The 24,068-nt window shown below is 70.7% G+C and carries 25 protein-coding genes; 11 read left to right on the forward strand and 14 right to left on the reverse strand.

Annotated features, from left to right (window positions below):
- Positions 1-61: 61 nt before the first annotated feature.
- The 5 genes from D3A59_RS13860 to D3A59_RS13880 all read right to left on the reverse strand — a co-directional run bounded on the left by D3A59_RS13860 (position 62) and on the right by D3A59_RS13880 (position 2,561).
- On the reverse strand, positions 62-289 hold the full coding sequence (locus D3A59_RS13860; RefSeq protein ID WP_119155531.1) for a glycine zipper domain-containing protein: 228 nt from the start codon (positions 287-289) through the stop codon (positions 62-64).
- A gap of 53 nt (positions 290-342) precedes the next feature.
- The gene (locus D3A59_RS13865; protein ID WP_119155532.1) at positions 343-945 is read right to left on the reverse strand and encodes a hypothetical protein; all 603 of its coding nucleotides are present in this window, start codon (positions 943-945) and stop codon (positions 343-345) included.
- 86 nt (positions 946-1,031) lie between these two features.
- The gene (locus tag D3A59_RS13870; protein WP_119155533.1) at positions 1,032-1,841 is read right to left on the reverse strand and encodes an SDR family oxidoreductase; all 810 of its coding nucleotides are present in this window, start codon (positions 1,839-1,841) and stop codon (positions 1,032-1,034) included.
- A 91-nt stretch (positions 1,842-1,932) separates the two neighbouring features.
- Complete coding sequence (locus D3A59_RS13875) at positions 1,933-2,214, reverse strand: YkgJ family cysteine cluster protein (RefSeq protein ID WP_240636056.1); 282 nt, start codon at positions 2,212-2,214, stop codon at positions 1,933-1,935.
- Entirely contained in the window at positions 2,208-2,561 is a 354-nt protein-coding gene (locus tag D3A59_RS13880) for a hypothetical protein (protein WP_119155534.1), read from the reverse strand. The genes D3A59_RS13875 and D3A59_RS13880 overlap by 7 nt, the downstream gene beginning before the upstream one ends.
- A gap of 252 nt (positions 2,562-2,813) precedes the next feature.
- Between D3A59_RS13880 and mnmG the strand changes: the two genes are divergently transcribed.
- The 9 genes from mnmG to D3A59_RS13925 all read left to right on the forward strand — a co-directional run bounded on the left by mnmG (position 2,814) and on the right by D3A59_RS13925 (position 13,899).
- Entirely contained in the window at positions 2,814-4,802 is a 1,989-nt protein-coding gene (mnmG, locus tag D3A59_RS13885) for a tRNA uridine-5-carboxymethylaminomethyl(34) synthesis enzyme MnmG (protein ID WP_119155535.1), read from the forward strand.
- A 73-nt stretch (positions 4,803-4,875) separates the two neighbouring features.
- Positions 4,876-5,544, forward strand: coding sequence for a 16S rRNA (guanine(527)-N(7))-methyltransferase RsmG (rsmG, locus tag D3A59_RS13890; protein ID WP_240636057.1), 669 nt, complete (start codon positions 4,876-4,878; stop codon positions 5,542-5,544).
- 21 nt (positions 5,545-5,565) lie between these two features.
- Entirely contained in the window at positions 5,566-6,177 is a 612-nt protein-coding gene (locus tag D3A59_RS13895) for a LysE family transporter (protein WP_119155536.1), read from the forward strand.
- A 200-nt stretch (positions 6,178-6,377) separates the two neighbouring features.
- Complete coding sequence (locus D3A59_RS13900; RefSeq protein ID WP_119155537.1) at positions 6,378-7,148, forward strand: ParA family protein; 771 nt, start codon at positions 6,378-6,380, stop codon at positions 7,146-7,148.
- 4 nt (positions 7,149-7,152) lie between these two features.
- A complete protein-coding gene (locus tag D3A59_RS13905) occupies positions 7,153-7,722 on the forward strand; it encodes an RBBP9/YdeN family alpha/beta hydrolase (protein ID WP_119155538.1) in 570 nt (189 codons plus the stop codon).
- 24 nt (positions 7,723-7,746) lie between these two features.
- Positions 7,747-8,661, forward strand: a complete 915-nt coding sequence (locus D3A59_RS13910) for a ParB/RepB/Spo0J family partition protein (RefSeq protein ID WP_119155539.1) — start codon at positions 7,747-7,749, stop codon at positions 8,659-8,661.
- 474 nt (positions 8,662-9,135) lie between these two features.
- Positions 9,136-11,058: a PrkA family serine protein kinase gene (locus D3A59_RS13915; RefSeq protein WP_119155540.1), complete on the forward strand. Its 1,923-nt coding sequence runs from the start codon at positions 9,136-9,138 to the stop codon at positions 11,056-11,058.
- Positions 11,059-11,095: 37 nt separating this feature from the next.
- Positions 11,096-12,376, forward strand: coding sequence for a YeaH/YhbH family protein (locus D3A59_RS13920; RefSeq protein ID WP_119155541.1), 1,281 nt, complete (start codon positions 11,096-11,098; stop codon positions 12,374-12,376).
- Positions 12,373-13,899, forward strand: a complete 1,527-nt coding sequence (locus D3A59_RS13925; RefSeq protein WP_119155542.1) for a SpoVR family protein — start codon at positions 12,373-12,375, stop codon at positions 13,897-13,899. Before D3A59_RS13920 ends, D3A59_RS13925 begins: the two co-directional genes overlap by 4 nt.
- A 78-nt stretch (positions 13,900-13,977) precedes the next feature.
- Here D3A59_RS13925 and D3A59_RS13930 read toward each other — a convergent pair whose 3' ends face one another.
- Both D3A59_RS13930 and D3A59_RS13935 read right to left on the reverse strand, forming a co-directional pair.
- Positions 13,978-14,565: a methyltransferase domain-containing protein gene (locus tag D3A59_RS13930; protein WP_119155543.1), complete on the reverse strand. Its 588-nt coding sequence runs from the start codon at positions 14,563-14,565 to the stop codon at positions 13,978-13,980.
- Between the two features lie 11 nt (positions 14,566-14,576).
- Positions 14,577-15,998, reverse strand: a complete 1,422-nt coding sequence (locus D3A59_RS13935; RefSeq protein ID WP_119155544.1) for an FAD-binding oxidoreductase — start codon at positions 15,996-15,998, stop codon at positions 14,577-14,579.
- A 127-nt stretch (positions 15,999-16,125) separates the two neighbouring features.
- Between D3A59_RS13935 and D3A59_RS13940 the strand changes: the two genes are divergently transcribed.
- The gene (locus D3A59_RS13940; protein WP_119155545.1) at positions 16,126-16,701 is read left to right on the forward strand and encodes a cob(I)yrinic acid a,c-diamide adenosyltransferase; all 576 of its coding nucleotides are present in this window, start codon (positions 16,126-16,128) and stop codon (positions 16,699-16,701) included.
- A 56-nt stretch (positions 16,702-16,757) separates the two neighbouring features.
- Here the strand turns inward: D3A59_RS13940 and D3A59_RS13945 are convergent, their stop codons facing one another.
- From D3A59_RS13945 to tldD, 5 genes are all read right to left on the reverse strand, one after another.
- On the reverse strand, positions 16,758-17,165 hold the full coding sequence (locus tag D3A59_RS13945) for an EF-hand domain-containing protein (protein ID WP_119155559.1): 408 nt from the start codon (positions 17,163-17,165) through the stop codon (positions 16,758-16,760).
- A gap of 118 nt (positions 17,166-17,283) precedes the next feature.
- Entirely contained in the window at positions 17,284-17,595 is a 312-nt protein-coding gene (locus tag D3A59_RS13950) for a hypothetical protein (protein ID WP_119155546.1), read from the reverse strand.
- A gap of 349 nt (positions 17,596-17,944) precedes the next feature.
- A complete protein-coding gene (locus D3A59_RS13955) occupies positions 17,945-19,063 on the reverse strand; it encodes a 3-deoxy-7-phosphoheptulonate synthase (RefSeq protein ID WP_119155547.1) in 1,119 nt (372 codons plus the stop codon).
- Between the two features lie 268 nt (positions 19,064-19,331).
- A complete protein-coding gene (locus tag D3A59_RS13960; protein ID WP_119155548.1) occupies positions 19,332-19,784 on the reverse strand; it encodes a hypothetical protein in 453 nt (150 codons plus the stop codon).
- Between the two features lie 314 nt (positions 19,785-20,098).
- Entirely contained in the window at positions 20,099-21,562 is a 1,464-nt protein-coding gene (tldD, locus tag D3A59_RS13965; protein WP_119155549.1) for a metalloprotease TldD, read from the reverse strand.
- Positions 21,563-22,010: 448 nt separating this feature from the next.
- Between tldD and D3A59_RS13970 the strand changes: the two genes are divergently transcribed.
- Positions 22,011-22,511, forward strand: a complete 501-nt coding sequence (locus D3A59_RS13970; protein ID WP_119155550.1) for an RNA recognition motif domain-containing protein — start codon at positions 22,011-22,013, stop codon at positions 22,509-22,511.
- 149 nt (positions 22,512-22,660) lie between these two features.
- Here D3A59_RS13970 and D3A59_RS13975 read toward each other — a convergent pair whose 3' ends face one another.
- Entirely contained in the window at positions 22,661-22,972 is a 312-nt protein-coding gene (locus D3A59_RS13975) for a P-II family nitrogen regulator (protein WP_119155551.1), read from the reverse strand.
- Between the two features lie 2 nt (positions 22,973-22,974).
- A complete protein-coding gene (locus D3A59_RS13980) occupies positions 22,975-23,925 on the reverse strand; it encodes a sodium-dependent bicarbonate transport family permease (RefSeq protein WP_119155552.1) in 951 nt (316 codons plus the stop codon).
- Positions 23,926-24,068 lie beyond the last annotated feature (143 nt).

Consider the following 24,068-nt stretch of genomic DNA (forward strand, 5'->3'; position numbering starts at 1 on the left):
GCCGCCCGGGCCGGGCCGGGAGAAGAGGGGCTGCGGGACCCCTCCTCCCGGCGTCGAACCCTCAGCGCTTGCGGTCGCGATCCTTGCCGACCTGGTTGCCGATGATGCCGCCCACCGCGGCGCCGCCGATCGTGCTGGTGGTGCTGCCGCCGAGCACCGCGCCCGCGGCACCGCCGATCGCCGCGCCGGTGGCGGTGCTGCGATCGCGATGGCTCATGCCGGCGCAGCCGGCGAGCGCCACGCTCAGCACCGCGGTGGCGCCGAGCGCCGTCCAACGAACTTTCTTCATGGGGTCCTGCCTTTCTTCATGGGGATGAGCCTGCGTCGCGGTGCCCGCCCCGCTCAGGAGGCGCCGCCTCGCGAGCCCGGGGGCGGCGGCTCGCTGCGCCCGCCGGGCGTGGCCTGGGGATGGGCGGCGCTGCGGTAGACGCGGATGCCCCCGATGCTCTCGACATCGGGGTCGCCGGACATGAAGCGGCCGACGCGGCGCCGCTCGTCGTCGTCCTCCGCAGATGGGGCGGCCGCGGCCTCGTCGCGGCGCCCGGCCCGCGCGGGCTCGCCGCGCGACTCGATGTCCACCACCTTGTGGCGCTGCATCGCCTCCGACACCGCGCGCACCCGGGCGTCGCTGTCGGCCTGCACCATCACGACGATCGAGCCGCGGCGCACCGCCTCGTCGTACAGCCGCTCGTCGTCGCTCTTGCCGCCCATGCGCACGAACAGCGAGCGGAACAGGTCGCCGATCGAGCTCTGCACCGAGTTGCTGCGGTCCACCGCCTCCTGCACGCTCGGCGCGTGCTCGCCGCCGGCGATGCCGTGCGCCGTCGGGCTCGCGGCCGTGACGCGGATCTCGCGCGGATGGAAGCCGTGCTGATTCACCAGCTCCTCGTAGAGGCCCCTTGCCTCCTGCATGTGGTCGAAGACCCCAACCAGTACCCGTGACATCGCGCTCTCCTTGCGGTGTTGCGGCCGCGCCCGGATGGCGCGCGGCGTTTCGGGGACACGGGCAAACGGCAGGCCCGTCGGCCGGCTCAGAAATGCGCGAGGTAGCCGCCGTCGACCGCGAGCACCTGGCCGGTGACGTAGCTCGCCGCGTCCGACGCCAGGAAGACCACCGCGCCCGCGACCTCGTGGGGGCGGCCCCAGCGGCCGAGCGAGGTGCGCCGCCGCAGCCACTCGGCGGTGTCGGCGTCCGCCACCATCGCGGCGTTGGTCTCGGTGGCGAAGTAGCCGGGCGCGACGCCGTTGACCGTGATGCCGTGCGGGCCGAGCTCCGCGGCGAGCGCGCGCGTGAGCGCCGCGAGCCCGCCCTTGGCGGCGGTGTAGGCGGCGTCGCCGGCGCGCGCGATCGGCCCGGCGATCGAGGTGATGTTGACGATGCGGCCCCTGCCGCGCGGCAGCATCAGCCGCGCCGCCTCGCGGCTGAGCATGAAGGGCGCGACCAAGTCCACGTCGAGGAGGCGCCGCACCGCGTCGGTGTCGAGCTCGAGCAGCGGCCGGCGGTCGCGCACGCCGACGTTGTTGACGAGCACGTCGAGCCCGCCGCCGCCGGGCGCGGCGCGCTCGGCCATCCACTGCCGCACCGCGCCCTCGTCGGCGACGTCGAACACCGCGGCGCGCGCCGTGCCGCCCTGCCCCGCGCCCGCGGCCGCGGCACGCGCGACCGCCGCCGCGACCCCCCGCGGCTCGCGGCCGTTGAGCCACACGTCGGCGCCGGCGGCGGCGAGCGCGCACGCGATCTCGAGCCCGAGGCCGCGGCCGGCGCCGGTGACGAGCGCGCGGCGGCCGCGCAGCGAGAAGGGGTGCAGGCTCGGGGACGGGGAATCGGTCGGGCGGCTCATCGCGCGGCTCGCAGGAAGGGAAGACGCGCGATCGTATAGCGGCGCTCGCCGCGGCTCCCGGGGCAGCGGGCCCGGCGGCCCGCGAGCCGGCTCAGGGCTGCGTCGCCTGCTCCAGCCGCGCCAGCCAGTGCAGCGCGTGCTCGCGCGCGTCGCCGCACATCTCGGGCGCGGCCTGCAGCCCGGCGCAGCAGGCCGGCCGCTCGGGCCGGCCGAAGATCGCGCAGCGCAGCTCGGCGGTGAGCTGCACGCAGGGCACGCCCGCCGGCTTGCCCTGCGGCATGCCGGGGATCGGGCTGGAAATCGAGGGCGCGATGCAGCAGGCGGCGCAGCCGGGGCGGCAGGCCATCGTCGCGCCCGGCACGGAATTCACCATGGCGTGTCGGGAGGAAACTGGAGTTCGGCGCCGCGCGGTTGCAGCGCGGCCTGCGCGGCGGTCTCGAAGGCGTGTGCGTCGGGCGGCAGGTCGCCGCGGGCCTCGGCCCAGGCCTCCAGCGCGCACAGCCGCGCCTCGAGCGCGAGCACCCAGGAGGTCGGCCGCCCCTCGAACAGGCTGCTGAGCACGAGGAAGCGCTGCCCCCAGGACAGCAAGCTCGCGCCGGGGCGGTGCGTGATCTGCCAGGCCTGCTCCAGGTCGCGCGCGTCGATGCGGAACATGCCGAGCCGCTCGGCGAGGCCGTCCATCGTCAGGTCGATCTTCGGTGGGGCAATCAAGCGGTCCATGGTCCGGCTCCTCCCTCGACGCCGCCGCGTCAGACGAGGATTGTCGGCGAGCTTCTTGCACTGCAACAAGGCGAGGAAGACCGGGAAAGCCCGGTTTCCGGCAAGCGCGTGTATCGCCCGTAACCGGCCGTCCGCGCGGCGCGCAGGGGCTGTCCCTGCCGACGTCAGGAGCAAGGCCGCCAACTAAAATGACCGGTTTGCCTGCCGCAGGCCTTCCCATTCTTTTCGCGGCGCCCACTTCCGGAGTGCAAGATGCTGTTTCCCAAGGAATTCGACGTGATCGTCGTCGGCGGTGGCCATGCCGGCACCGAGGCGGCGCTCGCCGCCGCGCGCATGGGGGTGAAGACGCTGCTGCTGACGCACAACATCGAGACGCTCGGCCAGATGAGCTGCAACCCCTCGATCGGCGGCATCGGCAAGGGCCACCTCGTCAAGGAGGTCGATGCGCTCGGCGGCGCGATGGCCGCCGCGACCGACGAGGGCGGCATCCAGTTCCGCATCCTCAACTCCTCCAAGGGGCCGGCGGTGCGCGCCACGCGCGCGCAGGCCGACCGCATCCTCTACAAGGCCGCGATCCGCCGGCGCCTGGAGAACCAGCCGAACTTGTGGCTGTTCCAGCAGGCGGTGGACGACCTGCTGGTCGAGGGCGAGCGCGTCGTCGGCGCCGTCACGCAGATCGGCCTCGCCTTCCGCGCCCGCGCGGTAGTGCTGACCGCCGGCACCTTCCTCGACGGCAAGGTGCACGTCGGGCTGCAGAACTACGCCGCCGGCCGCGCGGGCGACCCGCCCGCGGTGAGCCTGTCGGCGCGCTTGAAGGAGCTGAAGCTGCCGCAAGGGCGATTGAAGACCGGCACGCCGCCGCGCATCGACGGCCGCAGCATCGATTTCAGCAAGCTCGCCGAGCAGCCGGGCGACCTCGACCCGGTGCCGGTGTTCAGCTTCCTCGGCGACGCGTCGCAGCACCCGCGCCAGGTGCCGTGCTGGATCACGCACACCAACGAGCGCACGCACGAGATCATCCGCAGCGGCTTCGACCGCAGCCCGATGTTCACCGGCGTGATCGAGGGCGTGGGCCCGCGCTACTGCCCGAGCATCGAGGACAAGATCAACCGCTTCGCCGACAAGGACTCGCACCAGATCTTCCTGGAGCCGGAAGGGCTGACCACGCACGAGTTCTACCCGAACGGCATCTCCACCTCGCTGCCCTTCGACATCCAGCTCGCCGCGGTGCAGTCGATGGCGGGCCTGGAGAACGCGCACATCCTGCGCCCGGGCTACGCGATCGAGTACGACTACTTCGACCCGCGCGCGCTCAGCGCGAGCTTCGAGACGCGCGCGATCCGGGGCCTGTTCTTCGCCGGGCAGATCAACGGCACCACCGGCTACGAGGAGGCGGCGGCGCAGGGCCTCTTCGCCGGCCTGAATGCGGCACTCCAGGCGCAGGGGCGAGAGCCCTGGACGCCGCGGCGCGACCAGGCGTATCTGGGCGTGCTGGTCGACGACCTGATCACGAAGGGCGTGTCCGAGCCCTACCGCATGTTCACGAGCCGCGCCGAGTTCCGGCTGCAGCTGCGCGAGGACAACGCCGACATGCGCCTGACCGAGATCGGCCGCGAGCTCGGTCTCGTCGACGACATGCGCTGGGCCGCGTTCAACCGCAAGCGCGACGCCGTTTCACGTGAAACACAGCGCCTCAAGAGCAGCTGGGTCCACCCCGGCATCCTGCCCGCGGCCGAGGCCGAGCGGCTCGTCGGCAAGGCGCTCGAGCGCGAGTACAGCCTCGCCGACCTGCTGCGCCGTCCCGGCGTGAGCTTCGACGTCACCGCCGAGGCCGACGCGATCGCGCAGCGCGCCAAGGGCAGCGAGGCGCCGACCGCGTCGCGCGCCACGCTGCGCGCCGAGCTCGGCGAGGCGCTCGCCGACCAGGTGATCGAGCAGGTCGAGATCGCGATCAAGTACGCCGGCTACATCGACAAGCAGAACGAGGAGGTTGAGCGCGCGGCGCGCTACGAGCAGATGCCGCTGCCGCCCGAGCTCGACTACGCGCAGGTCACGGCGCTCAGCCACGAGGTGCGCCAGAAGCTCGCGAAGCACCGCCCGGCCACGCTCGGCCAGGCCTCGCGCCTCTCCGGCATCACGCCGGCGGCGATCTCGCTGCTGCTCGTGCACCTGAAGAAGGGCCGCTTCAAGGGCTTCGAGGCCGGCGCCGCCGAGCCAACAACGGCACGCGAAACCGCCTGAGGCGCGGCCGGTGCGGCCTCGGCGGGCGGCGGAGCGTCGATAATCGATTTTTCGCCACCGACCGAGTGCCGCCTTGTCCGCCGCCCTGCCCCCCGAAGTCGCGCGTCTCGAAGCCCCGCTGCGCGAGGGCCTGCTCCAGCTCCGGCTCGCGCTGGACGACCGCCAGGTCGGCCAGCTGCTCGCCTACCTCGCGCTGATCGCGCGCTGGAACCGCGTCTACAACCTCACCGCCGTGCGCGAGCCCGCCGACATGCTGTCGCAGCACCTGCTCGACAGCCTCGCCGGCGTCGCGCCGCTACGCCGCCACACCGAGGGAGCGCCGGCGCGCGTGCTCGACGTCGGCAGCGGCGCGGGACTGCCGGGCGTCGTGTTCGCGATCGCCTGTCCCGAGCTCTCGGTGACCTGCGTCGACACGGTGGCGAAGAAGGCGATCTTCATCCGGCAGGCCGCGGCCGAGCTGGGCCTGCCGAACCTGCGCGCCGAGCATGCGCGCGTCGAGCAGCTCCAGCCCGCGGCGGCGCAGGTCGTCACCTCGCGCGCCTTCGCGTCGCTGCACGACTTCGTCGCGCTCACGCGCGAGCACCTCGCCGCCGACGGCGTCTGGCTCGCGTTCAAGGGCCGCGTGCCGGACGACGAACTTGCCGCCTTGCCCCCCGACGTCGGCGTGCTCCAGGTGGAGCCGCTCGCCGTGCCCCGGCTCGACGCGCAGCGCTGCCTCGTGTGGCTGCGCCCGGCCGGCTGACCCCCCGCCCCGGCTCCCGCCATGTTCGGCATCGCGGACTTCGGCGCCTACTGCGCGGCCATCCTCGTCTTCCTGGCCCTGCCCGGGCCGGGCACCTTCGCGCTGCTGAACTCGACCGCGAAGGGCGGCTTTCGAGCCGGCGCCGCGGCGACGCTCGGCCTCATCGCCGGCGACCAGGTGCTGCTGTGGCTGGCGGTGGCGGGCATCGCCGCGCTGCTGAAGGCCCACCCGACGCTGTTCCACGCGGTGCAGTGGGCCGGCGCCGCCTACCTCGCGTGGATCGGGGTGCAGCTGCTGCGCACGCGCGAGGGCGGCGCCTCGCCGATCCGCATCGAGCCGCGCCGCTACGCGCGCCAAGCCTTCCTGATCACGCTGCTGAACCCGAAGGCGATCGTGTTCTACATGGCCTTCTTCCCGCTCTTCATCGACCCGGCGCAGCATCGCGGGCTGCTCACCTTCGCGGTGATGGCGGCGACGATCGCTGCCCTGACGCTCGCCTACTGCCTGCTGCTGTGTGCCTTCGCGCAGGCGGTGGCGCAGAAGGTGCGCGCGCACCGGCGCCTGGCGCGCTGGCTCGAGCGGCTGGCCGGCGTCGCGCTGATCGCCTTCGGCCTGCGCCTCGGCACGCAATGAGCAAGGCCACGAAGAGGCCGCACGCCCAGGAGCTCCCGATGCCCTCCGCCGACCGCCCGAGAATCCCGACCCCGGCGCCCCGCAGGGGCATGCGCTGCGACGGCGGCCCGGCGAAGCCCGCCGCGCCCGGCCCCGCTTTCCCCTGAATGCCGCCCCCCGAGCGACGGCCTTCCGCAACCGAAAACAGAACCCGAACCGACATGGCCAAGATTTTCTGCGTCGCCAACCAGAAGGGCGGCGTGGGCAAGACCACCACCGCCGTGAACCTCGCCGCCGGCCTCGCCCAGGTCGGCCAGCGCGTGCTGCTCGTCGACCTCGACCCGCAGGGCAACGCGACGATGGGCTCCGGCATCGACAAGCGCACCCTCGCCTTGAGCATCTACGAGGTGCTGCTCGAGTCGGCGTCGGTCGCCGAGGCGCGCGCGCGCTCCGAGCATGGGCGCTACGACGTGCTCGGCGCCAACCGCGAGCTGTCGGGCGCCGAGGTCGAGCTCGTCGAGCTCGAGCGCCGCGAGCGCCGCCTCAAGAGCGCGCTGCAGGCCGCCGACGCCGACTACGACTTCGTGCTGATCGACTGCCCGCCGAGCCTGTCGCTGCTGACGCTCAACGGCCTCGTGAGCGCGCACGGCGTAATCGTGCCGATGCAGTGCGAGTACTTCGCGCTCGAGGGCCTGTCGGACCTCGTCAACACCATCAAGCAGGTGCATGCCAACCTGAACCCCGACCTGCAGATCATCGGCCTGCTGCGCGTGATGTTCGACCCGCGCATCACGCTGCAGCAGCAGGTCAGCGAGCAGCTGCGCCAGCACTTCGGCGACAAGGTGTTCGACAGCGTGATCCCGCGCAACGTGCGCCTGGCCGAGGCACCGAGCTACGGCCAGCCCGGCGTCGTGTTCGACCCGAACGCCAAGGGCGCGCTCGCCTACGTGGACTTCGCGCGCGAGATGGTCGAGCGCGTGCGCCGGATGTGAGGCGATGAACGCAAGCCCCCCCGTGATCGACGCGTCGCTGCGCGTGCTGCTGCTGCCCGGCTGGCAGGACTCCGGCCCCGGGCACTGGCAGACGCTGTGGGAGCAGCAGCACGGCTTCGTGCGCGTCGAGCAGGCCGACTGGGACTGGCCGCGCCGCGGCGACTGGATGGCGCGGCTCGACGAGGTGCTGCAGGAAGACGCACGCCCGGCGGTGCTGGTCGCGCACTCGCTCGGCTGCCAGCTCGTCGCGAGCTGGGCCGACCACTCGCGGCACACCGACCGCGTGCGCGCGGCGCTGCTGGTCGCGCCGCCCGACACCGAGCGCGAGGACCTGCCGCCCAACCTCTTCAACTGGCGCCCGATGCGCCGCCCGCGCCTGCCCTTCGCCGCCACGGTGCTCGCGAGCAGCGACGACCCCTACTGCGAACTCGCCCGCGCCGCCGGGCTCGCGGCCGACTGGGGCGCGGACTTCGTCGCGCTCGGCCCGCGCGGCCACCTCAACGGCGACTCCGGCCTCGGCGACTGGCCCGAGGGCCTGCAGATGCTGCGCGCACTCGTGCAGCGAGCCTCCTGAATTTCCAAGGACACCCGACACACCATGGCGACCAAGAAACCCAAGGGCCTCGGCCTCGGCCTCGAGGCGCTGCTCGGCCCGAAAGTCAGCGATGCGCCGAACGCCGCCGCGGCGGCCGAAGGCGCGCCGAGCACGCTGCGGCTCGAGCAGATCCAGCCCGGCCGCTACCAGCCGCGCACGCGCATGGACGAGGGCTCGCTGTACGAGCTCGCCGAGAGCATCAGGGCGCAGGGCATCATGCAGCCGATCCTGGTGCGCCCGATCGGCGGCGGGCGCGGCCGCAGCGCGAGGTACGAGATCATCGCCGGCGAGCGCCGCTCGCGCGCGGCGCGCCTCGCCGGCCTCGAGGAGGTGCCGGTGCTGGTGCGCGAGGTGCCCGACGAGGCCGCCGCCGCGATGGCACTGATCGAGAACATCCAGCGCGAGGACCTCAACCCGCTCGAGGAGGCGCAGGGCCTGCAGCGCCTCGTCGTCGAGTTCGGCCTGACGCACGAGCAGGCGGCGCAGGCGGTGGGCCGCTCGCGCAGCGCCGCGAGCAACCTGCTGCGGCTGCTGAACCTCGCCGAGCCGGTGCAGCAGATGCTGATGGCCGGCGACCTCGACATGGGCCATGCGCGTGCGCTGCTGCCGCTGGAGCCCGCGCAGCAGATCCTCGGCGCCAACGAGATCGTCGCGAAGAAGCTCAGCGTGCGCGAGGCGGAGAAGCTGGCCTCGCGCATGGCCGAGGGCCGCACGCAGCCGTCGCCGCGCGCCGAGCCGCCGAAGTCGCGCGACATCGTGCGCATCGAGGAGGAGCTGTCCGACCGGCTGACGGCGGCGGTGCAGATCCGCGTGAAGAAGCGCACCCGGCGCGGCGAGCAGGGCGAGGTGGCGATCGCCTTCGGCTCGCTCGAGGAGCTCAACGGGCTGCTCGACAAGCTCGGCCTCGCGCCCGCCTGAAGCCCCCTCGCCTGCAGGCGTCCTCTGCAGGCCCTCCGCGGCCTCCCCCGGGAAGATCCCGGGCCACTCTTTCCCGGCATCGCCGCCCCCCATCCCGGGGGCGAGCGCCCTGCGCGCCGCGCCTGCTGCGGCCGCACCGCGCACCTTCAACGGCCCCGGCCCGCCCCACGGCCGCCCCCGTGCACCAAAGCGGCCCTCTTTGCCGCAGAACGTACGGGCACTGCGCACGTTGACAGCGCAAATCCCGAGAAACTCCTCCCGTGCAAGACCCCTCCCAGTGAAGGGCCCCCGGGCCCGCTTCACACGCACAGGGCACGCTCTTTGCACTATGGTGACAGCAACGCTCGAAAGAGCTGGCACTTTCGGACGTGGCAAGGGGCAGCGGAGACCGGTGGTCGAGGCTGCAGAACACAAGGGTGGCGACGGTGCAGCCAGTGTGAGTCGACACCCATTTGAGACCTTTGGAGGTGTGCGATGGACGTCATCAGCAACTTCGCGGCTCGCTACGAGCGCACGCGGCAGGAAGAGCTGACCCTGCAGGAATACCTGGAGGTCTGCAAGCGGGACCCGCTGGCCTATGCGTCCGCCGCCGAGCGCATGCTCAAGGCCATCGGCGAGCCCTCGCTGGTGGACACCCGCAACGACCCGCGCCTGTCGCGGATCTTCGCGAACAAGGTCATCAAGATCTACCCGGCCTTCCGCGAGTTCTACGGCATGGAGGACGCGATCGAGCAGGTCGTCAGCTACTTCCGCCATGCCGCGCAGGGCCTGGAGGAGAAGAAGCAGATCCTCTACCTGCTGGGCCCGGTGGGCGGCGGCAAGAGCTCGATCGCCGAGCGCCTGAAGCAACTCATGGAGCAGGTGCCCTTCTACGCGATCAAGGGCAGCCCGGTGAACGAGTCGCCCCTGGGGCTCTTCGACGCCACCGAGGACGGCGCGCTGCTCGAGGAGCAGTACGGCATCCCGCGCCGTTATCTGAACCGCGTGCTCTCGCCCTGGGCGGTCAAGCGCCTGGAGGAGTACGGCGGCGACATCCGCCAGTTCAAGGTCGTCAAGCGCTATCCGAGCATCCTCAAGCAGATCGGCATCGCCAAGACCGAGCCCGGCGACGAGAACAACCAGGACATCTCCTCGCTCGTCGGCAAGGTCGACATCCGCAAGCTCGAGAGCTACTCGCAGGACGACCCGGACGCCTACAGCTACTCGGGCGGCCTGTGCCTGGCCAACCAGGGCCTGCTCGAGTTTGTCGAAATGTTCAAGGCGCCGATCAAAGTGCTGCATCCGTTGCTGACCGCAACCCAGGAAGGCAACTTCAAGGGCACGGAAGGCTTCGGTGCCATCCCCTTCGACGGGGTGGTGCTCGCGCACAGCAACGAGAGCGAGTGGAAGGCCTTCCGCAACAACAAGAACAACGAGGCCTTCCTCGACCGGATCTACATCGTCAAGGTGCCCTACTGCCTGCGCGTCTCGGAAGAGATCAAGATCTACGAGAAGCTGGTGCGCAACTCCTCGCTTGCCGAGGCGCCCTGCGCCCCGGGCACGCTGAAGATGATGGCGCAGTTCTCGGTGCTGACGCGGCTCAAGGAGCCGGAGAACTCGAGTCTCTTCTCCAAGATGCTGATCTACGACGGTGACAACCTCAAGGACACCGACCCGCGCGCCAAGTCGCTGCAGGAGTACCGCGACTACGCGGGCGTGGACGAGGGCATGAACGGGGTCTCGACGCGTTTCGCGTTCAAGATCCTGTCCAAGGTCTTCAACTTCGACCCGGCCGAGGTCGCCGCCAACCCGGTGCACCTGATGTACGTGCTCGAGCAGCAGATCGAGCGCGAGCAGTTCCCGGCTGAGCAGGAGCAGAAGTACCTCGCCTTCGTGAAGGAGCACCTCGCGCACCGCTACGCGGAGTTCATCGGCAAGGAGATCCAGACGGCCTACCTCGAGAGCTACAGCGAGTACGGCCAGAACATCTTCGACCGCTACGTGACCTACGCCGACTACTGGATCCAGGACCAGGAGTACCGCGACACCGACACCGGCGAGATCTTCGACCGGGCGTCGCTCAACGCCGAGCTCGAGAAGATCGAGAAGCCGGCCGGCATCGCCAACCCGAAGGACTTCCGCAACGAGATCGTCAATTTCGTGCTGCGCGCGCGCGCCAACAACGCGGGCAAGAACCCCTTGTGGACGAGCTACGAGAAGCTGCGCACGGTGATCGAGAAGAAGATGTTCTCGAACACCGAGGAGCTGCTGCCCGTCATCAGCTTCAACGCGAAGTCGAGCGCCGACGAGCAGAAGAAGCACGAGGACTTCGTCAACCGCATGGTGCAGAAGGGCTACACGCCCAAGCAGGTCCGCCTGCTGTGCGAGTGGTACCTGCGCGTGCGCAAGAGCTCCTGAGCGGCCGGGCCGCTCAGAAGCGAAAGGCGACACACACATGCCGATGTTCCAGCAGATCATCGACCGGCGCCTGTCGGGCAAGAACAAGTCGATCGGCAACCGGGAGCGCTTCCTGCGCCGCTATCGCGACCAGATCCGCGAGGCGGTGCGCCGCGCCGTCAACCAGCGCGGCATCCGCGATCTCGAGCAGGGCGAGGACATCCGCATCCCCAAGCGCGACGTCTCCGAGCCGGTGTTCGGCCACGGCCAGGGCGGCACCCGCGAAGCGGTGCACCCGGGCAACACCGAGTACGTCAAGGGCGACCGCATCCCCAAGCCGCCCGGAGGCGGCGGGGGCGGCTCCGGGCGCGGGCAGGCGAGCGACTCCGGCGAGGGGGAGGACGACTTCGTCTTCCACCTCACCAAGGAGGAGTTCATGCGGGTCTTCTTCGAGGACCTCGCCCTGCCCCACCTGATCCGCACCGAGCTCGCCGAGGTGCCGGAATGGAAGAGCCACCGTGCCGGCTTCGTCAGCGACGGCACGCCCACCAACCTGCACATCGTGCGCTCGATGCGCGGGGCGCTGGCACGGCGCATCGCGCTCGGCATGCCGATGCGCCGCGAGCTCAAGGACCTCGAGGAGCGGCTCGAGCTCGCGCGCCAGAGCCCCGACGTGCTGCCCCGCGAGATCGCGGACCTCGAGGAGCGCATCGAGGTGCTCAAGCGCCGCATCGCGCACGTGCCCTTCCTCGACCCGCTCGACCTGCGCTACCGCAACCGGGTGCGCGTCCCGGTGCCGAGCGCCAAGGCGGTGATGTTCTGCCTGATGGACGTGTCGGGCTCCATGGACGAGGCGCGCAAGGACATGTCCAAGCGCTTCTTCATGCTGCTCTACCTGTTCCTGACCAAGCACTACGAGAAGATCGAGCTGGTCTTCATCCGCCACCACACGCAGGCCGAGGAGGTCACGGAGGACCAGTTCTTCCATGCGACCGAGACCGGCGGCACGGTGGTGTCGAGCGCGCTGCAGCTGATGAGCGAGATCGTGCGCTCGCGCTACAGCAGCGCCGAGTGGAACATCTACGGCGCGCAGGCCAGCGACGGCGACAACTGGCACCACGACAGCGGCCGCTGCCGCGAGCTGCTCGAGAACCAGATCCTGCCGCTGGTGCGCTACTACGCCTACGTGCAGGTGGCCGAGGCCGAGCAGAACCTGTGGGACGAGTACATGCGCCTGGCGGCCGGCCACAAGCACTTCGCGATGCGCAAGGTCGCGAGCGCCGACGAGATCTATCCCGTCTTCCGCGAGCTGTTCCGCAAGGAGGGGACCCCCGCATGACGATCGAAGCACCCAAGCGCGTCCGGGAGCCGCTGCCCAGCCCCTCGGACTGGACCTTCGAGCTGATCGGCCAGTACCACGACGCGATCGACGCGGTCGCGCGCAGCTACAAGCTCGACACCTACCCGAACCAGCTCGAGATCATCACCGCCGAGCAGATGATGGACGCCTACGCGTCGGTCGGGATGCCCGTCATCTACCGCCACTGGAGCTACGGCAAGCAGTTCATCGCGACCGAGAAACACTACCGCCGCGGCCAGATGGGGCTGGCCTACGAGATCGTCATCAACTCCGACCCCTGCATCTCCTACCTGATGGAGGAGAACACGATGGCGATGCAGGCGCTCGTGATCGCGCATGCCGCCTACGGCCACAACAGCTTCTTCAAGGGCAACTACCTGTTCCGCATGTGGACCGACGCGTCGTCGATCATCGACTACCTGGTCTACGCGAAGAACTACATCGCCGAGTGCGAGGAGCGCCACGGGGTGGACGCGGTCGAGGACCTGCTCGACAGCTGCCACGCGCTGATGAACCACGGCGTGGACCGCTACCGCCGCCCGCAGAAGCTGTCGCTCGCGCAGGAGAAGGCGCGGCGCCAGGAGCGCGAGGCCTACCTGCAGCAGCAGATCAACGACCTGTGGCGTACCTTGCCGCGTCGCGCCGGCCGCGACAGCGAGGAGGAGACGGCCAAGCGCTTCCCGAGCGAGCCGCAGGAGAACCTGCTCTACTTCATCGAGAAGAACGCACCGCTGCTCGAGCCCTGGCAGCGCGAGGTGGTGCGCATCGTGCGCAAGATCGCGCAGTACTTCTATCCCCAGCGCCAGACGCAGGTGATGAACGAGGGCTGGGCGACCTTCTGGCACTACACGCTGCTCAACACGATGTACGACCAGGGGCAGTTGGCCGACGGCTTCATGGTCGAGTGCCTGAAGTCGCACACCAACGTCGTCTACCAGCCGCCGGTGGGGCATCCGGGCTACAGCGGCATCAACCCCTACGCGCTCGGCTTCGCGATGTACCGCGACCTGCGCCGCATCTGCGAGAGCCCGACCGACGAGGACCGCCACTGGTTCCCGGACATCGCCGGCAGCGACTGGCTGACGACGCTCGACCATGCGATGCGCAACTACAAGGACGAGAGCTTCGTCGGCCAGTTCCTCAGCCCCAAGCTGATGCGCGACTTCCGGCTGTTCGCGATCCGCGACGAGGAGAGCGACCCCGAGATCGAGGTGCGCGCGATCCACGACGAGGCCGGCTACCGCGACCTGCGCGAGGCGCTGTCGCGCCAGTACGACCTCGGCAGCCGCGAGCCGAACCTGCAGGCCTGGAGCGTGAACCTGCGGGGCGACCGCTCGCTGATGCTGCGCCACCAGCAGCACAACAGCCGCCCGCTCGGCGACAACACGCAGGAGGTGCTCAAGCACGTCGCGCGGCTGTGGGGTTTCGCGGTGCACCTGGAGAGCGTGGACGCGCGCGGCCACACGACGCGGCGCTGGACCGCCGCGGCGCCGGCGGCCTGAGAACCGCCCGTCCCTCGCCTGCTGCGGGGATCGGCGCCACCGGGGACAGCCCGGTCGGCCCGGTCCCCGCGGTCTTTTTCAGCGCCGCCGGAAGAACTCGAAGCGATGGCGCGTGCCCCCCGGGTGCTGCCAGACCGGGACGCCGAGCGGTGCGAACCGGAACCGCTCGAAGCCGTCGAGCGCCTTCACCTCCTCGAAGGGGAAGGGCCGGCGCAGCGCGATGTCGTTCCAGCCCACCACCAGCTCGCCGCCGGGCCGCATCACGCGCTGGAAGCCCTGCACCGTGCGCTCGACCTCGCTGCGCTCGTTCAGGCCCCAGCCGAACACGCCGTTGAAGATCACGACGTCGAAGCGCTGCGGCGCGAAAAGCTGCGCCACGTCGGCCACCGAGCCGGTGACGTGCTCGGTGCGGCTGCCCCAGCGGGCCGCGTCCGGGTCGATCTCGAGCGTCACGTAGCGCTGGCGCGCGAACAGCTGCTCGTAGGGCTGCGTGTACCAGCGCGTGCCGACGAAGAGCACCTCGCGCACGTCCTCGCGCGCTGCGTAGTGCGGCAGGATCCGCCCCTCCAGCACGCGCCGGTCGGGCGTGTCCACCGTCACCTGCAGCCCAAGCGCCCGGCGCACGCTGCGGTGCACCACCCCCCAGCCCCAGCGCAGCGCTTCCATCGCCGCGGCCCTCAGAGCGCGAAGATCTTGCCGGGGTTCATGATGTTGCGCGGATCGAGCGTCTGCTTGATCGCGCGCATCAGCGCCACCCCGCCCTCCCCGGCCTCCTCGACGAGGAAGTCCATCTTGTGCAGGCCGATGCCGTGCTCGCCGGTGCAGGTGCCCTCGAAGCGCAGCGCGCGCGCCACGACCTGGTGGCTCAGGCGCTCGGCGAGCTCGCGCTCCCGCAGGTCCGCCGGGTCGATCAGGTAGCCGACGTGGAAGTTGCCGTCGCCCACATGGCCGACGATGAAGTAGGGCAGCCCCGCCGCGTCGGCCTCGGCCACCGTCTCGTCCAAGCAGGCGCCGAGGTGCGAGATTGGCACGCAGGCGTCGGTCGTGACGGCACGGCAGCCGGGGCGGCTCTGCAGCGCGGCGAAGTAGGCGTGGTGGCGCGCGGTCCACAGCCGCGTGCGCTCCTCGGGCGTGGTCGCCCACTGGAAGTCCTCGCCGCCGAACTCGCGCGCGATCTCCTGCACCGTCTCGGCCTGCTCCTTCACGCCCGCCGGGCTGCCGTGGAATTCCATCAGCAGCATCGGCCCCTCGCGCAGGCTCAGGCCGTCATGGCGGTTCACGGCGCGTACCGCATGCGCGTCGAGCAGCTCGCAGCGCGCGATCGGCACGCCGAGCTGGATGGTCTGGATCGTCGTCTGCACCGCCGCGTCGATCGACGGGAAGCTGCAGATCGCGGCCGAGATCGCCTCGGGCAGCGGGTAGAGCCGCAGCGTGATCTCGGTCATCACGCCGAGCGTGCCCTCGCTGCCGACGAAGAGCCGCGTCAGGTCGTAGCCGGCGCTGGACTTGCGCGCGCGCGTGCCGGTGCGGATCACTTCGCCCGAGGCGGTGACCACCTGCAGCCCGAGCACGTTCTCGCGCATCGTGCCGTAGCGCACCGCGTTGGTGCCGCTGGCGCGCGTCGCCGCCATGCCGCCGATCGACGCATCGGCACCGGGGTCGATCGGAAAGAACAGGCCGGTGTGGCGGATCTCGGTGTTGAGCTGCGAGCGGGTGATGCCGGGCTGCACCGTCACCGTCAGGTCCTCGGGCTGCAGCGCGACGATGCGGTTCATGCGGCCGAGGTCGATGCTGATGCCACCCTGCACCGCGAGCAGGTGGCCCTCGAGCGAGGAGCCGACGCCGAAGGGGATCACCGGCACCTCGTGCGCGGCGGCGAGCGCCACCGCCGCGGCGACCTCCTCGGCGCTCTCGGCGAACACCACCGCATCGGGCGGACGCACCTCGAAGGGCGACTCGTCGCGGCCGTGCTGCTCGCGCACCGCCTGCGCGGTGCTGCAGCGCTCGCCGAAGCGCGCCTTGAGCGCCTCGATCAGTGCGGCGGGCACCGGACGGGAGGCGGCTTGCGGCAGCAGCCGCGCGGGCAGGGGAGCATTCATCGGGTGTCTCCGGTGTCGGCGCCGGGAAGGCGCCTGTACTACGATGCGATGATTCTAGGCAGCGCTCCGCGGCGCCGTGCGGCGGATGCCCGCGGCGCCCCCTTCCCACCAGCAGGATCCCGCATTCATGGGCAACCGACTCACGCAGATCGCCACCCGCACCGGCGACGACGGCACCACCGGTCTCGGCGACGGCTCGCGCGTCCCGAAGGACCACCTGCGCATGCAGGTGATGGGCGACGTCGACGAACTCAACTCGCACATCGGCGTGCTGCTCGCCGAGCCGCTGCCCGAGGCGGTGCGCGAGCTGCTCCTCACCGTGCAGCACGAGCTCTTCAACCTCGGCGGCGAGATCTCGGTGCCGGGCTTCGAGCTGCTGAAGGAGGACGCGGTGCTGCGGCTCGACGAGGCGCTCGCGGAGCACAACGCGCAACTGCCGCGGCTCGCGGAGTTCATCCTGCCCGGCGGCACGCGCAGCGCGGCGATCGCGCATGTCTGCCGCACGGTGGCGCGCCGCGCCGAACGCTCGCTCGTGAGCCTCGGCGCCGGCGAGCCGGTGCGCGAGGCGCCGCGCCAGTACCTGAACCGCCTGTCGGACCTGCTGTTCGTGCTCGCGCGCGTGCTCAACCGAGCCAACCTCGACGGGCTCGGCGGCGACGACGTCTACTGGAAGAGCGAGCGGCTGCAGCGCGACGGCCGCTGAGGCCGGCGGCGGCCGCACGCCCCGGCCGGGGGGGCGCGGGGTGTTGCGGCCCCGAGTCAGGGCGGGGTGGACGCGCCGGCCTCGAACTCCGAGCGGTCGAGCTGCCCGTTGCCGTCCGCATCGAGCGCGTCGAAGCGGGTGCTGATCGCCGGCAGCCGTGCCGCCTCCTGGCGCGTGAGCCGGCCGTCGCCGTCGAGATCCGAGCGCACGAAGGCCCGTTCGACCGTGCTCCCGCCCTGCGGCAGCGGCGTCCCGGTCGGGTCGTCGGGCAGGCGGCCGCTCGCATCCCCGTCGCGCACGATCGCCCCGGCCTCGGGAGGCAGGGGCTGGGAATCGGGTTGCTGAGCCTGGACGGCCAGTGCCGCCGTCAGCGCCAGCAGGGCGAAGCCGGCTGTCCGCCAGCGTCTCGCCGAGGCCGGGACGGTGGCGGGAACGGAGCGGCACGACGAAGCGCGAGGGGTCATGGGGCGGGTCTCTCGAACGGAGGATGCTGACTGGCATTCCACCTCGGGAGCAGGGCCCCTGCCAGCACTTTTGCCGGCCTTTACGGGGGTTACAGGGAAGCGGCGGGACCTTCCCGCCTCAGTAGGCGACCGTCACGCCGGGAACGTCCACCCGCACGAGCGGCTTCTGCAGAGCGCCCTCGACGGCACGCGCGAAGGCCTGCGCCCAGGCCGGGTTGGCGAAATTCTCGACGCCCGCGGCGCTGGCCACCGCCAGCACCTTGTCCGCCAGCAGCACCTTGCCGGTGGCGCGCAGCGGCTCGCAATCGAGCGCGACGAACTGCTCGTCGAGCCAGCGCCGCGCCTCCTCGCTGCCCATCGGCGCGACGCCGTCGAGCCCCAGATGGAACTGTTCCTCGGGACCGAACTCCACCATCACCTCGCTACGCATGCCTCGCCTCCTCTGCCAGGGTTGCGCGGCGATGCTAGCAAGGGGAGACGGGGCGAGAAATAGCGGAAAACGACGAGAAACCGCTGGCCACGGAGGCCGGCGATGGGAGAGTGCGGGCCGAAAGGAAGCGGGCCGGCCGGGAGATGACAGCCGGCACGGCCGACGCGGCGGCCGAGGCTGCCCTGCCCTGATCCGGAAGCGGGTGCCGGGCGGCGAGGGAAGGTGGCGGCATCGCCGCATTTCAGCGCCGCAGCCCGGCCGCTGCCAGCGCTCTTGCGGCCCATGACGCCCCTTGCGAAACGCCATGTCCGCACCCTTGCACAGCGGGCGAGCGGCCTCGGCGCCGGGCTCAGCCGCGGCGGTGCTTGACCGCGTCGGACAGCACGTCGAGCACCTGGAGCGAGTCGTCCCAGGCGAGGCAGGCGTCGGTGATGCTGCGGCCGTACTCGAGCTTGGCCGGGTCGTCCTTGCCGGGCGAGAACTTCTGCGCGCCGCCCTGCAGATGACTCTCGACCATCACGCCGAAGACCTGGCGCGAGCCGTGCGCGATCTGGTCGGCGATGTCGCGCGCGACGTCGAGCTGGCGCTCGTGCTGCTTGCTGCTGTTGGCGTGCGAGCAGTCGACCATCAGCGTCGCCGGCAGCTTGGACTTGGCCAGCTCCTCGCAGGCCGCACCGACGCTGGCCGCGTCGTAGTTCGGCGCCTTGCCGCCGCGCAGGATCACGTGGCAGTCCTTGTTGCCCTTGGTCTGCACGATCGCGACCTGGCCGTTCTTGTGCACGGACAGGAAGTGGTGCGGGCGCGCCGCGGCCTGGATCGCGTCGGTGGCGATGCGGATGTTGCCGTCGGTGCCGTTCTTGAAGCCAATCGGCGCCGAGATGCCGGAGGCGAGCTCGCGGTGCACCTGGCTCTCGGTGGTGCGCGCGCCGATCGCGCCCCAGGCGATCAGGTCGCCGATGTACTGCGGCGAGATCACGTCGAGGAACTCGCTGGCGGCCGGCATGCCGGTGCGGTTGATGTCGATCAGCAGCTGGCGCGCGATGCGCAGGCCCTCGTCGATGCGGTAGCTCTCGTCGAGGTAGGGGTCGTTGATCAGGCCCTTCCAGCCCACCGTGGTGCGCGGCTTCTCGAAGTAGACCCGCATCACGATCTCGAGCGTGTCAGCGTACTTCTCGCGCTGCGCCTTCAGCCGCGCGGCGTACTCGAGCGCCGCCTTCGGATCATGGATCGAGCACGGGCCGATGATCACGAGCAGCCGGTCGTCCTGCCCGGTCATGATGTTGCGGATGCGCTGCCGGGTGTCGGCCACCAGCGTCTCCACCGACGTGCCGCGGATCGGGAAGAAGCGGATCAGGTGCTCCGGAGGAGGCAAGGGGTTCACGGCCTTGATCCTTTCGTCGTCGGTCTGTGAGGTCTTGTCGACGCTGGCATACCAACCCTCGGAGGCGGTGGCGGACTTGGCATTCATGGAGCAGGGTTCCTTCCTCGTGATGACAGTGATGGGAGGGCGCGCGGGCCGAAGGCAAAAAAAAACCGCCGGGGGATCCCCGGCGGTTTTCTGGATTCGGTGTGCGCCTTGTTGGCCTACGCGCTCGCCTCTCCTCCGCCGGTGCGGTGCGAGAACCAAAAGTAAAAGAAGGCGAAGGCAGCGAAACGCATGAAGGCACTGTAGCACGCGGGGCCGCGACCCCGTCAAGTCCGCACCCATTGTCCGTGGCGCGCGGGCCGCACCCGGTTCACAGCGGACGGGCCGGCGCCGCGGCGCCCTCGTCCTTGCCGTCCGCGGGGACAGCGCGGCGCGGCCCCCTCAGGGCCGTCCACCAGCGTGCCCACCAGCGCGCGCGACGCGGCGCCTGCAGGGGCGCCTCCTCGTCCCCGTCGTCGAACAGGCGCGAGGCCGCGTCGAAGAAATCGTGCCGAAGCTGCGCCTCGTCCCCGCCTCCGCTGCCGGCGATCCAGGCATCGAGCAGCCACTGCACTTCCGTCAGGCTCACCGCGTGGTGGCGCAGCGCCTCCGGCACCCGGCTGGAGCGCCCCAGCAGCGCGGCGCGGAACGCTTCGAGGTTGTCGCGCAGTTGCAGCCGCAGTCCCGCCTGCGCCGCCGGCGGCGCGGCACGCAACTGGTGCAGCAGCCGGCGCGCTTCGGCTCCGCGGCCCTCCTGCAGGGACCGCTGAGGATCGGCCGGCACCGGTGCGCCGGGCGAGGCCGGGGAAAGTGGGGGTTCGGACATTCAGGGCAGGACAGGTTCGCTGCGCCCTGCATCATGGTGAGCCGGGCGGGCCGGCAAGGTTAGCCCGCCCCCCGCCACCGGGCAACAAAAAGACACGAGTTCTCGCAGGCGGCGCCGAATCCTTCACGCTGGCCGCTTTCGAGCCGGGACCGTGCCGGCCCGGCAGCCCGACGCCAGGGGGCCGGGAAGGAGGACACCTTGCCGCGCCCAAAAGAGAAAGGGGCCCGCAGGCCCCTCCTCTTGTCGCGCGCGGTTCGCCGAACGCCCGCCTTTCAGGCGGTGCCTCCGACCGTCATGCCGTCGATGCGCATCGTCGGCTGGCCGACGCCGACCGGCACGCTCTGGCCTTCCTTGCCGCAGGTGCCCACGCCCGTGTCGAGCCGCATGTCGTTGCCGATCATGCTCACGCGTGTGAGCGCGTCCGGGCCGTTGCCGATGATCGTCGCGCCCTTGACCGGATACTGGATCTTGCCGTTCTCGACCCAGAAGGCCTCGCTCGCCGAGAACACGAACTTGCCGCTGGTGATGTCGACCTGACCGCCGCCGAAGTTCACCGCGTAGAGGCCGCGCTTGAGGCTCGCGACGATCTCCTCGGGGGTCTTGTCGCCGCCGAGCATGTAGGTGTTGGTCATGCGCGGCATCGGCACGTGCGCGTAGCTCTCGCGCCGGCCGTTGCCGGTGGGCTTGACCTTCATCAGGCGCGCGTTCAGCGAGTCCTGGATGTAGCCCTTGAGGATGCCGTCCTCGATCAGCACGTTGCGCTGCGAGGCGTTGCCCTCGTCGTCGACGTTGAGGGAGCCGCGGCGGTCGGGAAGCGTGCCGTCGTCGAGAACCGTCACGCCGGGCGCCGCGACGCGCTCGCCGATGCGACCGGAAAACGCGCTCGAGCCCTTGCGGTTGAAATCGCCCTCGAGGCCGTGGCCGATCGCCTCGTGCAGCAGCACGCCGGGCCAGCCGGGGCCGAGCACCACGGTCATCTCGCCGGCCGGCGCGGGGCGGCTCTCGAGGTTGGTCAGTGCCGCGTTGACCGCGTCGTCGACGTACTCCTGAAGCACCGAGTCGTGGAAGTAGCCGAAGCCGAAGCGCCCGCCGCCGCCGCCCGAGCCCATCTCGCGGCGGCCGTTCTGCTCGGCGATCACCGTCACGCTCAGGCGCACGAGCGGCCGCACATCGGCGGCGATCGTGCCGTCGGCGCGCGCCACCATCACCACGTCGTACTCGCCCGCGAGGCCGGCCATCACCTGCACGATGCGCGGATCCTTCGCGCGCGCCATCTTCTCGACGCGCTCGAGCAGCGCCACCTTCTGCGTGCTGTCGAGCGTCGCGATCGGATCCATCGGTGCGTACAGCACGCGGCTGCCGGCCACCGTCGGCGCCCCGGCGACCTTCACGCGGCGGCTCTGGCCGCCCGCGGCGATGGTGCGCACCGTGCGCGCCGCGTCGAGCAGCGCTGCCTCGGAGATGTCGTCGGAGTAGGCGAAGGCGGTCTTCTCGCCGGCCACCGCGCGCACGCCGACGCCCTGGTCGATGCCGAAGCTGCCGCTCTTGACGATGCCCTCCTCCAGGCTCCAGCCCTCGCTGCGGGTGTACTGGAAGTAGAGGTCGGCGTCGTCGATGCGGTGCTCGCCGATCACGCGAAGCGCGTTGGCGAGTTTCGCCTCGTCGAGGCCGAAGGGGTCCAGCAGCAGCGACTTCGCAACCGCCAGGCGTTCGAGGGTGGGTTCGCGCGAGATCATCGGGGCATTGTAGGGAGCGCGCCGGGCCTGCGCTGCACATGGACATGGGGCCCCGGGCGGGCCGCGAAGCCGCCGTGCGCGCCGCGCCCGTCCCATGCCGGATCGGGCGGGATGGCGGCGGCGTCGGCGCCTGGCGGAGGCCGCGCGCGCCCTTCCCCTGCGGCCGGCACGACTGCCGGCATTGCCCCTGGGCACAAAGTAGGCCGCAGCACCTGCGGCTTCCAAGAAGAAACTTTGGAGTTTCTCTCGAGATCGAGCGAAGAAGCCTCAGAAAAGGCGGAATTTCCTCAAGGGCGGCGCCGAAACAACACTTTTGACGCCGGCAGGCGCCCGCCGACGAAGCCGTACACCATAATGGCCACTCACGGTTTGGATGCGGCGCTCAGGGTTGAATGGTTCACGATGGGTAGAAGCTCCATGACGGATCGATATTGAAAGGGGCTCTCTCATGGGCAACAAGCTTTACGTGGGCAATCTGCCCTACACGGTTCGCGACGAAGACCTCAACGAGGCGTTCTCGCAGTTCGGCGCAGTGACCTCCGCCAAGGTGATGATGGACCGCGACACCGGTCGCTCGAAGGGCTTCGGCTTCGTCGAGATGGCCACGGACGCCGAGGCCCAGTCGGCCATCAACGGCATGAACGGCCAGTCCCTGTCGGGCCGCGCCCTCGTCGTCAACGAGGCTCGTCCCCGTGAAGATCGTCCGGGCGGCTTCGGCGGCGGCGGCGGTCGTTCGGGTGGCGGCGGCTACGGCGGTGGCGGTGGCTACGGCGGTGGTGGCGGCGGCTACGGTGGTGGCGGCGGCCGCTCGGGTGGCGGCGGCTACGGCGGCGGCGGTGGTGGCTACGGTGGTGGCGGCGGTGGCCGCTCGGGTGGCGGCGGCTACGGCGGCGGCGGTGGCCGTTCGGGTGGCGGCGGCTACGGCGGCGGTGGCCGCAGCGGCTACTGAGCACTGCATCTGATTGAAGTCTTGCGGGCACTCCGCCCGCAAGCAGCGACAGCAAAAAGCGGCACGCCTTCGGGGCGTGCCGCTTTTTTCATTTCCGGCTCATGCGCGCGCTGGTGCGTGCTGCCGCAAGCACCAGCGCCGCCCCGGGATCAGAACTTCTGCGGCCTCAGCACCGCCACATCGGCGAAGAACATCGTGACGGCGAAGTTCGGCGCGTAGTTGCGCAGCACGTGCTCGGCGATCTGGTCGGCAACCGCCGGCTCGCAGATCACCTTCATCTCGATCGTGCGGTCCGCCTCCCAGGCGCCCTCGCGTACGCCGCCGGTGGAGCCCTCGCCCCGCACGTCGTAGACGGTGTAGCCCTGCGCGCCCAGGCGCTTGACGTCCTGCACGAGGGACTTCTCCAGCACCGCCTCGGCGATGATCACGAGCAGCTGCTTAGGGTGTTTGATCAGGCTCATCCTCAGGCCCCCGGCAAGGTGGAAGCGGTCAGGCGGCGCGCCAGCTCGATGTAGAGCGGCACGCCCACGACGATGTTGAACGGAAAGGTGATGCCCAGCGCTGCGGTGATCGACAGCGCCGAGTTCGCCTCGGGCACCGCGAGCCGCATCGCGGTGGGCGCGGCAATGTAGCTCGCGCTCGCTGCCAGCGTCGCGAGAATGGCCACGCCGCCGGTGCTCAGTCCCAGCATCAGCCCCGCGCCGGCGCCCAGCAGCGCCAGCACCGGCGGCACGCCGAGGCCCACCACGAGCACCACCAGGCCGAAGCGCCTCACCTCGGCAAGCCGCGCGCCGGCGACCAGGCCGAGCTCCAGCAGGAACAGCGCCAGCACGCCCTTGAACGGGTCGACGAACAGCGCCTTGATCGGAGCCATCCCCGCATCGCCGGCGATCGCCCCGATCAGCAGGCCTCCCAGCAGCAGCAGCACGCTCTTGCCGAACAGCACCTCGTGCATCAGCACGCCCCAGCGCACGTCCTTGAGCCGCGACATGCGCGCCAGCAGGATGCCGGCGATCAGGCCCGGCGCCTCCATCACCGCTACCCACAGCGGCGCCTGGCTCTCGTAGCTCATCCCCTGGCGGGCGAGTTCGGCCGTCACCACCGCGAAGGTCACGACGCTCACGGAGCCGTAGTGCGCGCCGAGCGCCGCCGCGTCCGAGGAGCCCAGGCGCATCAGGCGCAGCAGCGGGTAGAGCAGGCAGGGGATCGCGAAGCCCAGCAGCACCAGCACCAGCACCTGCGGCCCGAGCACGCCGAGCGGCTGCTTGGACAACTCCAGCCCGCCCTTCAGGCCGATGGCCAGCAGCAGGTAGATGGAAAGTGTTTCGTACAGCGCCTCGGGCAGGCGCAGGTCGCTTTTGACGAGGCGCGCGAACACGCCCAGGACGAAGAAAAAAACCACGATGTCGATCATGGGGGCGGAGCATGCCATAGAGCACACGCACTCTCTCCGCTTGAAGCCTCGGCCATGCAACGAAAGCAGTCCTGTTAGGGCCTGTCCAGCATCTACTTCCTGTTTTGAGCAACGCGCATTGCGTGTAATGAACGCGGTCTCAG

The sequence above is a fragment of the Caldimonas tepidiphila genome, assembly GCF_003569765.1.
In the GTDB taxonomy this organism is placed as follows: Bacteria; Pseudomonadota; Gammaproteobacteria; order Burkholderiales; family Burkholderiaceae_C; genus Caldimonas; species Caldimonas tepidiphila.